We start from the raw sequence: 9,818 nt of genomic DNA on the forward strand, positions 1-9,818 counted from the left end.
TGGCTGGTCTTACGACTTTGGTATCGTTAAATCGGGAACCTATTACTTCGAGCTTTCCCCGGAACCCGTGGATGGCCCAAAAGTCGATCCGGATACAGGCGTACACACCGTTGACGACCTGACCGGCCCTTATAACTTCCTGCTCAGAAGCACCAAGCTACCCCCTAACGGGAATTGATATGACTGCCCGACAATCAACAAAAGATGCCGTCGTCATTGGAGCGTCAACAAGATACGCTCAACAGCATTGTTATGGAGAAATGAAGGTGAAGAATTCACTAAAGAAGACTGCCCGTTGGTCTGCCCTGGCAGTGGCAATGGGGATTGCGAGCATTCCGGCATTCCAGGCGCAGGCTGCCATTTACTGGCCGGGAGGTACTGGCGACAAGAACAAGGATACCGACTTCCAGGAAGGCTACAACGACGGTCAGCAGGACTGCCGGAATACACCTCAGTCCTGTGGCGTGAAAATCCACCCCATGACTAAAAAACTGGGATACGGGGAAACCGAACCGAATGACCATATTCTCAACGCTGACGGCCTGTTGCCGGGGCAGTTCTATCATGCAAACAGCCTAGGAACTTTCGATGAGGACTGGTACCACGTCGTCACCGACAAGCCCAGTCAGAAACTCACAGTGTACTTCCTGGGTGACGAAGGCAACTTTACCGAAACCGCCGGCTGGGTGATTCAGGTGCGTGATCTGTACGGCAATATCATCGCCGCATTTGACACCACCCCCGGCGCAGGAACCGAAGGCGGCGAAGAAGGGGGTCAATTACCGACGGAAGTATCGCCGGTAGATGCCGCCAAAATCACTGAAGTCACGCTAGGCATTCTCGGAACATATTATATTTCCGTAAAACCGAAAACCGGTGGCACCGCGACAACGAAAGCAGGTGAGGGCAGCGGAAATTTGCGCGGCTACAACATCGCCATCAACCTGGAAGACACCGGACAGGTAACCGCCAACCCAAATGAAAACCGTTTCGATACGGAAACGGAACCCAATAACGACAAGGCCAACGCCGACCCGCTACGTTCGAACGTTGCCATGACAGGGGTTTTCAACCGCACCCTGATCAAACGTATCGAAGTAGAAACGCCAGCAAAAACCGAATACGTGTATTTGTACCAAGGGTGCGACACGACAGATCCTTCTACTTTACCACCAGGCCAGACTGACTGTGTGTGTGATATCACCAATAATCCCGTAACACCACCAAACCCGAATACCCCCGGGCAGTCACCCGCGGAAGCCTGCGAATCAAAGGCAAATATCACACCAGCGGAAACAAAATATGTGGGTATCTTCGCCTACGACACCGACACTTATGTCTATCACTCCGAAGGCAATGAGCAGCTGCGTATCCAGATCTGTACCCGTACCGATTGCCAATTCGAAAGAGTGCATCTGCGTATCAACAAGGACAATACCAGTATCGTTGTTATGGAAGGCCCTATCGAACCCGGCCAGACCATCGATCTGGGCGCCGCATTACAGGGTGACTACTACTTCAAGTTCACTGCAGAAGAAACCGGGGTCATATCCGACACGGGTGATTCTGAAGTAGACGAACTGCTCGGTCCCTACGACCTGCTGTTGATGAGCACAAAATACAGTCCACACGGCAACTGATACGTTCTTCCAACCCACAAAAAAGGGCGGTTGTACCGCCCTTTTTTGTGCCTGCCTGTCAATGATTTCCTGACGCGTTAACCGCAGTCCGTGCGCAGGAACTGCCTGCCTTCGACCGCTGGACCCCATACGTAGATTTCGGTGGTGGCCGCATCGCACTGGGAACAGCTTGACCCGCAGGAGGCGGCGGCCTGCAGCTTGTGCACCTTGCCTTTCCTGATCCAGACCTGCAGCATGTCCCGCGCCACGTTCGCATCCACATCGAAATGATTGACCACATCCGCCAGGGTTGCCTGCCCCCGCTGCTGCAGATAGGTTTTCAGTTCCGAAAGAATCACGGGCGTTCCGCCAGCGGGGTGACGGTAGCCACCTTGCCCCGGCTGACCCAGCGGTTCAGACCGATGATAACGATTCCCAGGAATCCCAGCAGGAGCAGTATCCACATCAGGGAAGAACCGGGGTGCCGCGACCAGGTGGCCGCCTGGTAGTACACACTGGCGGACACGTAGGCCACACTGGTCGTCCAGAAAGCCACGAATGCCGCCCAGGCGCCGCCTGCCTCACGCTTGATGGCGCCCATGGTCGCAGCACAGGGAAAATACAGCAGCACGAACAGCAGGTAGGCAAAGGCGCCGATCTGGCCGTCGAAGCGCAGCGCCATGGCGCCGAAGACATCCATGCTCACTTCCTGCTCGGCTGCCACTTCGGAAATGTCATGCACGTCTGCCGCACCCAGCCCCAGGGGATCTGTCACCAGTTCGGCAACACCCGCCAGGTTCTCGGGCACAGTGGCTGCAGCGTCTTTGATTTCCTGCCACAGATCAAACCCGGGCTCATCCATGGCAGCCCCCGAGTCCTCTACCGCCAGCCGGCTGTACAGGGTATCCAGGGTACCCACCACCACTTCCTTGGCCAGCACGCCGGAAACGATGCCCACCACGGCGGGCCAGTTGTCCTGGTGGATGCCCATGGGCGCAAATACCGGCGTGACCACCTGACTGGCTGCGCTGAGCACGGATTTGTCCGAATCTTCGTTACCGAAAGACCCGTCGGTACCGATGGAATTGAGCACGTTCAGTGCCAGCACCATTACGATGATGATCTGCCCCGCTTCCTTCACGAACACCTTCACCCGGTCCCAGGTGCGCAGCAGAACGCCTTTGAGCGTCGGCAGATGATAGGGCGGCAGCTCCATCATGAAGCCGGCGCTCTCTCCCTGCAGCAGGGTCTTCTTCATGATCAGGCCGGTGAGCACCGCCACCACGATACCGATGAGATACAGGCTGAACACCAGATTCTGGCCATTCTGGGGGAAGAAAGCCGCGGCGAACAGCACATACACCGGCAGGCGCGCACCACAGGACATGAAGGGGTTCATAAGGATGGTGAGCTTGCGCTCGCGCATGTTCTCCAGGGTGCGCGTGGCCATGATCGCCGGCACATTGCAGCCGAAGCCCACGATGAGGGGTACGAAAGCCTTGCCCGGCAACCCGATGCCACGCATGAAGCGGTCCATCACGAAGGCCGCCCGCGCCATGTAACCCGAATCCTCCAGGGCGGACAGGAACAGGTACAGCGCCGAGATGATGGGAATGAAAGTTGCTACCACCTGCAGGCCGCCACCCAGCCCGTCGGCAAGAATGACCCGCATCCACTCGGGCGCACCCCAAGAGCTGAGCAGATGGCCGAAGCCGTCCACGGCAAAAGCCCCCACGACACCGTCGAAGAAATCGATGAAGGCGCCACCGATATTGATGGTGAACATGAACATGAGGTACATCATGAACAGAAACACCGGCACACCCAGCCAGCGGTTCAGCACCACAGTGTCGATGCGGTCGGATACGGTCTTGCCCAGCTTGCCGCGTTCCTTAATCACCGTCTGGGCCAGCGCATGGGCATGGCTGAAGCGGGTATCACTGATGTGGATGTCGGCCTCTTCGCCGCTGCGGTCCTCAATGACCTTCCGCCAGTGTGCAATGCATTCCCTCGCCTGCGCGGAAAGATCCTGCGGAATCTGCTCATCGGATTCGAGCATCTTCAGGGCCAGCCAGTGACGGTTGGCGGGATTCTCTTCCGGCAGATACTGCTCCAGCTCGGCGACGGCCTGCTCCACCACTTCCTCGTTGGCCAGAGCGAATCCGCCACACTCCGCCCCCGTGGCGACCGCCAGCATGCGCGCCTTGAGTTCCGCCGTGCCCTCGCCTGTTGTCGCCACCACCGGCACCACCGGACAGCCCAGTTCCTCGGACAGCTTGTCCACATCGATGCGAATGCCGCGTTTGCGCGCCACGTCCATCATGTTGAGGGCGATGACCATGGGCACGCCCATTTCCAGCAGTTGCACGACGAAATAGAGGTTGCGCTCCAGGTTGGCGGCATCCACCACATTGATGATCAGATCTGCTTCGCGGGACAGCAGGTAGTCGCGGGTGATCTCTTCGTCCATGGACGAGGCATCCAGGCTGTAGATGCCGGGCAGGTCGATGAGCTTGACCTTGTACTGTTCCAGCTCGAACTGCCCTTCCTTGCGGTCCACGGTGACACCCGGCCAGTTGCCGGTACGCTGGCGAATGCCGGTAAAGGCGTTGAACAGGGCAGACTTGCCGCAGTTGGGATTGCCGGCAATGGCAATCGTCAGGGAAAAATCACCGCGCAGGGGCTGCGCCTGATCACAGCACCCGCCCATCAGGAAAGCTCCTCGATCAATACACGATCCGCGATATTGTGCCCCAGCGCCAGGCGGTTGCCTTCCTTGCCCACCACCACGTCGCCATTACGCCTGTGCAGCACTTCCACCTCGTTGCCCACGCTCAGTCCCAGCGCGAGCAGACGCCGGGTCAGCACACGATCGCCCTGTATGGAAACAAGACGCACGCGCTGGCCTGGTGCAACCTGGGACAAGCTCTGCTGGTTCATTGGCAGTTCAATTAGTTGAGAATGGTTCTCATTATTACACGATTGCGCATGATATGCACCTGTAATCAGGGCTGCGGACGCACGAACACCCATTGTTTGTCGTCAGAATCCTGTTCGGAATAGCGATAACCCTCGCGGTCGAAGCTCTTGATGGCTTCGGACGCTTCCAGCCGGTTGCGGATGATGTAGTCGGCCATCATGCCCCGCGCCCGCTTGGCGAACACGGCGATGATACGCGCCTTGCCGTTCTTCTCCTCCTTGAAGGCGATATTCAGCAGGCGGCCTTCGAGCAGCCTGGGCTTCACCGCCTTGAAGTATTCATTGGAGGCCAGGTTGATCAGGGTGGGCTCTTTGTGGTTCTTCAGTTCTGCATTCAGGCACTCGGTCAGACGGTCACCCCAGAACTGATACAGGTTTTCTCCCCGGGGATTCTTCAATCGGGTCTTCATCTCCAGCCGGTAGGGCTGGATCAGGTCCAGCGGTCGCAGGCAGCCGTACAGCCCCGACAACATGCGCAGATGATCCTGGGCGAAGTCCAGGTCGTCCTGTGTGTATTCCTCCACGGGAATACCGCGATACACATCACCCTTGAAGGCAAACAGCGCCGGCCGTGCGTTTTTTTCCGTGAAAGGCGTGCTGAAGGATTTATAGCGGTCCACATTCAGGTTGGCAATATTCTCGCTCACCGCCATCAGATCACGTACCTGCGCCGGGCTGAACTTGCGCAGCTCCTCGATCAGCAGCAGCGATTCATCGAGCATCTGTGGCTTTGTGATATGGGCCGCCTTTACCTGCGTTTCAAAATCCTGTCCTTTTGAAGGTGACAAAGTAATGATCATGGGTCGAGTAATCCGCTGGAAACAAGTGAATTGGGAAAAATCTCCGGCGACAGCCAACGCCAGTTATATTAGAATATCATGTTTTTCTGCATTCTCCACAATATGCGCTGTGGAGAATCTTTCCTGTCTGCTCATTCTCCCGGAAACACCCTACTCATGTTCGACCTCATTTCAAGACATTCCCCGCAAAACGCCAAGAACGACATTCTCTCCGGGCTGACCGTTGCCCTGGCACTGGTGCCCGAAGCGGTCGCCTTTGCCTTCGTCGCTCATGTTGCGCCCCTGGTGGGTCTGTACGCAGCCTTCATCATGGGACTGCTGGCCGCCGTGGTCGGCGGGCGTCCCGGCATGATTTCGGGCGCGACCGGCGCCATCGCCGTCGTGGTGGTCTCCCTGGTAGTCGAACATGGCGTGGAATACCTGTTCGCCGCCGTGGTGCTCATGGGCGCCATCCAGATCCTGTTCGGTGTGCTCAAGCTGGGTAAATTCATCCGGCTGGTGCCCCATCCCGTCTTCCTGGGCTTCGTCAACGGCCTGGCGCTGGTGATATTCATCGCCCAGCTGGAACAGTTCAAGCTCCGCGGCCCCGACGGGCAGATCCTCACGGATGCCGCGGGCCACACCCAGTGGATCACCGGACAGCCCCTGGTGATCATGCTCGCGCTGATCGCCCTGACCATGTTCATCATCGAATACCTGCCCCGCCTGACCAAGGTCATACCCTCCACCCTGGCCGCCATCATCACCGGTACGCTGATCACCCTGGGTTTCGGTCTGGAGACGTCCACCGTGGGTGACATGGCGTCCATCCAGGGAAACCTGCCCAGCTTCCATATACCGGACATCCCCTTTGATCTCGCGACGCTCAAGATCGTCTTTCCCTATGCCCTGATCATGGCTCTGGTGGGGCTCATCGAAAGCCTGCTGACCCTGAACCTGGTGGATGAGCTTACCGAAACCCGCGGCCAGCCCAACCGCGAATGTATTGGCCAGGGTGTGGCCAACACCACAACGGGGCTGTTTGGCGGCATGGGGGGCTGCGCCATGGTGGGCCAGAGCATCATCAACATCAAATCCGGCGGACGCGGCCGCCTGTCGGGTGTCAGCGCCGCCCTTTTCCTGCTGTCCTTCATCCTGGTCGGTTCCTCTCTCATCGAGCGCATTCCCATCGCCGTGCTGGTGGGCGTCATGTTCATGGTGGTCATCGGCACTTTCGAATGGTGCAGCTTCCGTCTGATCGGCAAGATCCCGCCTTCGGACACGCTCATCGGTATCTCTGTCGCCATCATTACCGTGTTTCACGACCTGGCGACGGCAGTCATCATCGGTGTCATCCTGTCGGCCCTGGTGTTCGCCTGGCAGCACGCCAAGCACATCAATGCCAGCGTCAGCACCAACCGCATGGGGGGCAAAGTCTATGAGTTGAACGGCCCGCTGTTCTTTGCATCCGTGCATCACTTCCAGGAAATCTTCGATCCGAAAAACGATCCCGATGATGTCGTTGTGGATTTCAAGAATGCCCGGGTAGCCGATCATTCGGCCATCGAGGCCATCGACAAGCTGGCGGAGCGCTACTTGAAGGAACACAAGCGTCTGCATCTGAAACATCTGGCTCCGGAATGCCGTCAGCTGCTCAAGACTGCGGGTGACCTGGTGGAAGTCAATGTGGTGGAAGACCCCAACTACCATCTGGCGGTGGACCGCAAGGATTTCGAGGAAAAAGTCTGAGATATCCCCCGTTCATTCCAGGGGGCGGATACAGTAAGATGAAAACTTTCTCACCCGTATCCACGACCGGCGAGCTGAATCCCTGATGGAAGTGAGCATAGACAACCTGAACATCATTATCGTCGCCGTACTGGTGCTGGCGCTCGGACGGCTGGTGAACAGGAAGGTCGCTTTCCTGGACAGATACAATATCCCCTATGCTGTCACCGGCGGCATTCTCTGCAGCCTGGTCGTGCTGCTGCTGGCAGCGGTGTGGAGCATCAAGGTCCATTTCGATCTGCAGCTGAGGGATCTTTTCCTGCTGTTCTTCTTCAGCACCATCGGGCTGGGCGCAAAGCTCAACACCCTGGCCCAGGGCGGCAAAATGCTGTTCATCCTGACGCTGGTCGCCCTGATGCTGCTGGTCGCACAGAATGCCGCCGGCATCGGCATCGCCCTGCTCACGGGCAACTCCCCCGGCTATGGTTTGCTGGCCGGCAGCGTGTCTTTCGCCGGCGGGCACGGTACCGCCATCGCCTGGGGACAGGTTGCCTCGGAGGCGGGACTCAAGGGCGCGGCAGAATTCGGCATTGCCTGCGCCACTTTCGGACTCATCGCTGGCGGACTGGTCGGTGGTCCCGTCGGCGGCTGGCTGATCAGCAAATATGATCTGCGTCCGGCGCCAGCATCTGCTGCCGGTACTGACGCCGGAGACACCACATCAGTCACAGGCTGCCGGGAAGTGCACATCGACGATGTGCTCGGCACCCTGCTGGCTCTTTCCGTGTGCGTCACGGCGGGCGAATGGGTCAACGAATTCCTGGCGGGCAAAGGCCTGAGCCTGCCCGGTTTCCTCACCGCCATGATGGTGGGCATCGTCATCACCAACGTTGCCGATACGGTAAAGAAGCCCCTCAACAGGATTGCCATCGAACGCGCGGGGGAGCTGAGTCTGCAACTGTTCCTCGCCATGAGCCTGATGAGCATGGATCTCATGTCATTGATGGATTCCATGGGCAAGATACTGTTCATGGTTACCGCACAGGTCATTGTAGTGGTTGCTGTCGCCGTGTTCGTGGTTTTCCGGGTGACCGGAAGAAACTATGACTCAGCCATCATGGCATCCGGCTTTTGCGGACTCGGGCTGGGTGCCACACCGGTCGCCATCGCCAACATGACGGCCCTTACGACGAAATTCGGACCTTCGATACAGGCGTTTCTGGTCATACCCCTGATCGGCGCTTTCTTCATCGACCTGCTCAACGCCGTGGTCATAAAATTCTTCATCGCCTTGCCGTTTTTCTCCGGCGGATAGTGCTTACTCTCGCCCAGTGCTATTTTCAGCCCGGGGTCGCCTATCCCTTTCCTGCTGTTGTAGAATCAGTTCACCGACAATCTGTTAAAAGAATTCATCATGCATATCAGCATCAGCGGCTTCCCGCCGGACACCACCATCGAAGAACTCCGTGAACCCCTGGAAGAATACGGCGCGGTCATCAGGGATATCACCATCGAGCCATCGAACAACGAAGACAACTATATCGCCATGGTCGATGTGGACACCGACGATACCGGCTGCAAGATACTGGCGGAAAAGATCAACGGCAGGATCTGGAAAGGCAAGAAACTGCGCGCCAGGCATTTTCTTTTCATCAAGTAGCGGAGATTTTCCGGGCTAGCGTTTCCAGGCACTGCCCACCTGGATATAGAAGGCCGCGTCTTCCGGTCCCTGCGCGATGTCCACACCCACCTGAAGCCCCAGTTTGCTGGCAATCAGGTAGCGAAAGCCCAGGCCTTTGCTGTACAACGCATCACTGTCATGCTTCCCGTTGCCCGCCCAGGTTTTGCCGACGCCACTGAAACCGACCAGCGCCCAGCGCGGATGAAACGACCAGCGCAGCTCCAGCTCGCCCAGCGCCGTACGCTTTCCCTGATAGCGCATGACCTTGATTCCCCGCATGTCGACAAAGGGATATTCATAGAAGGGCGCATCGCCATCGACCCCTTCGGTATCGCCGCGCAGTCCCATCACCCAGTCATCGCTCAGGCGCTGGTAATATTTGGCATATAGCCGGTATTTGTTGAAATTGTCATCGCCTCCCCAGGCACTGCCGTAGTTGCCCAGCTTGAGCTCCGCATACAGCCCGTCACTGGGAGTAAACATGTTGTCCCGGTCATCATAGTTCAGGCTTAGGCTGACGCCCGCAGATCGGCTGTCAAACTTCAGGGCGGGAATACCGGGAATGGGAAGGACAGAACCCAGATCAAACTTGTTCTGGGTATCCACCAGGCGATAGCTGATGCCGGCAAAGAAATGGCTTTCTCCCAGGCGGAACTGGAGTTCCTGCATCAGACCGAAAGCGGTACTCTCGAAACGCACAGGGTGTTTTCCGAGCCCCCCATTGAAGCCATAGTAGTCCATGACCACATCTGCGTAACCGGCGCCCCCGGTATAGCGTATGGTGTCTTCCCGCCAGATACCCAGATGCCCGCCACCGACGAACCAGGTGCCTTTCTCCGTTCCTCCCGCAGCCACGACGGAAACGCTGGGCGGCACCCGCCTCCCCTTTCCATTTTCCGCCTTGGTCCCCATAAACTGAAGTTTCCCAGAAATTATTCAAGCCACCATGCGCAGCAGCACAGTGACCAGAGAATTTCCGGGGGGATTGCCGGGTTTGGGGCAAACCCTGGCAAAATTCTCATCCAAAGCTGC

The 9,818-nt window shown here is 57.8% G+C and carries 9 protein-coding genes; 4 read left to right on the top strand and 5 right to left on the bottom strand.

Translation table 11 applies throughout. The features are described from left to right. Nucleotides 1-266: 266 nt before the first annotated feature. The gene (locus ACOCD2_RS06655) at nucleotides 267-1,640 is read left to right on the top strand and encodes a hypothetical protein (RefSeq protein WP_293646098.1); all 1,374 of its coding nucleotides are present in this window, start codon (nucleotides 267-269) and stop codon (nucleotides 1,638-1,640) included. A gap of 77 nt (nucleotides 1,641-1,717) precedes the next feature. Here ACOCD2_RS06655 and ACOCD2_RS06660 read toward each other — a convergent pair whose 3' ends face one another. From ACOCD2_RS06660 to yaaA, 4 genes are all read right to left on the bottom strand, one after another. Continuing rightward, nucleotides 1,718-1,978 carry a FeoC-like transcriptional regulator gene (locus ACOCD2_RS06660; protein ID WP_293646096.1) on the bottom strand — a complete coding sequence of 87 codons (261 nt, stop codon included), beginning with the start codon at nucleotides 1,976-1,978 and terminating at the stop codon, nucleotides 1,718-1,720. Beyond that, nucleotides 1,975-4,329 carry a Fe(2+) transporter permease subunit FeoB gene (gene feoB, locus ACOCD2_RS06665; RefSeq protein WP_293646094.1) on the bottom strand — a complete coding sequence of 785 codons (2,355 nt, stop codon included), beginning with the start codon at nucleotides 4,327-4,329 and terminating at the stop codon, nucleotides 1,975-1,977. Before feoB ends, ACOCD2_RS06660 begins: the two co-directional genes overlap by 4 nt. Next, on the bottom strand, nucleotides 4,329-4,559 hold the full coding sequence (locus ACOCD2_RS06670) for a FeoA family protein (RefSeq protein WP_293646092.1): 231 nt from the start codon (nucleotides 4,557-4,559) through the stop codon (nucleotides 4,329-4,331). The genes feoB and ACOCD2_RS06670 overlap by 1 nt, the downstream gene beginning before the upstream one ends. Before the next feature lie 65 nt (nucleotides 4,560-4,624). Further along, entirely contained in the window at nucleotides 4,625-5,398 is a 774-nt protein-coding gene (gene yaaA / locus ACOCD2_RS06675; RefSeq protein ID WP_293646090.1) for a peroxide stress protein YaaA, read from the bottom strand. Between the two features lie 156 nt (nucleotides 5,399-5,554). Here yaaA and ACOCD2_RS06680 point away from each other — a divergent pair, with 156 nt between their 5' ends. From ACOCD2_RS06680 to ACOCD2_RS06690, 3 genes are all read left to right on the top strand, one after another. Continuing rightward, nucleotides 5,555-7,126: a SulP family inorganic anion transporter gene (locus ACOCD2_RS06680; RefSeq protein WP_293646088.1), complete on the top strand. Its 1,572-nt coding sequence runs from the start codon at nucleotides 5,555-5,557 to the stop codon at nucleotides 7,124-7,126. An 85-nt stretch (nucleotides 7,127-7,211) separates the two neighbouring features. Next, complete coding sequence (gene gltS / locus ACOCD2_RS06685; RefSeq protein WP_293646086.1) at nucleotides 7,212-8,420, top strand: sodium/glutamate symporter; 1,209 nt, start codon at nucleotides 7,212-7,214, stop codon at nucleotides 8,418-8,420. Between the two features lie 99 nt (nucleotides 8,421-8,519). Beyond that, nucleotides 8,520-8,765: a hypothetical protein gene (locus tag ACOCD2_RS06690; protein ID WP_293646084.1), complete on the top strand. Its 246-nt coding sequence runs from the start codon at nucleotides 8,520-8,522 to the stop codon at nucleotides 8,763-8,765. 15 nt (nucleotides 8,766-8,780) lie between these two features. Here ACOCD2_RS06690 and ACOCD2_RS06695 read toward each other — a convergent pair whose 3' ends face one another. After that, nucleotides 8,781-9,698 (bottom strand): BamA/TamA family outer membrane protein, encoded by a 918-nt coding sequence (locus tag ACOCD2_RS06695; RefSeq protein WP_293672509.1) that lies wholly within the window; start codon nucleotides 9,696-9,698, stop codon nucleotides 8,781-8,783. Nucleotides 9,699-9,818 lie beyond the last annotated feature (120 nt).

The organism is Thiolapillus sp. (assembly GCF_048562965.1).
GTDB classification, from domain to species: domain Bacteria; phylum Pseudomonadota; class Gammaproteobacteria; order Chromatiales; family Chromatiaceae; genus Thiolapillus; species Thiolapillus brandeum_A.

Bases quoted from the DNA above. Each gene is read 5' to 3' on its own strand.
- feoB (WP_293646094.1), bottom strand. From the start codon at position 4,329: ATGGGCGGGTGCTGTGATCAGGCGCAGCCCCTGCGCGGTGATTTTTCC.
- ACOCD2_RS06670 (WP_293646092.1), bottom strand. From the start codon at position 4,559: ATGAACCAGCAGAGCTTGTCCCAGGTTGCACCAGGCCAGCGCGTGCGT.
- gltS (WP_293646086.1), top strand. From the start codon at position 7,212: ATGGAAGTGAGCATAGACAACCTGAACATCATTATCGTCGCCGTACTG.
- yaaA (WP_293646090.1), bottom strand. From the start codon at position 5,398: ATGATCATTACTTTGTCACCTTCAAAAGGACAGGATTTTGAAACGCAG.
- ACOCD2_RS06690 (WP_293646084.1), top strand. From the start codon at position 8,520: ATGCATATCAGCATCAGCGGCTTCCCGCCGGACACCACCATCGAAGAA.
- ACOCD2_RS06680 (WP_293646088.1), top strand. From the start codon at position 5,555: ATGTTCGACCTCATTTCAAGACATTCCCCGCAAAACGCCAAGAACGAC.
- ACOCD2_RS06695 (WP_293672509.1), bottom strand. From the start codon at position 9,698: ATGGGGACCAAGGCGGAAAATGGAAAGGGGAGGCGGGTGCCGCCCAGC.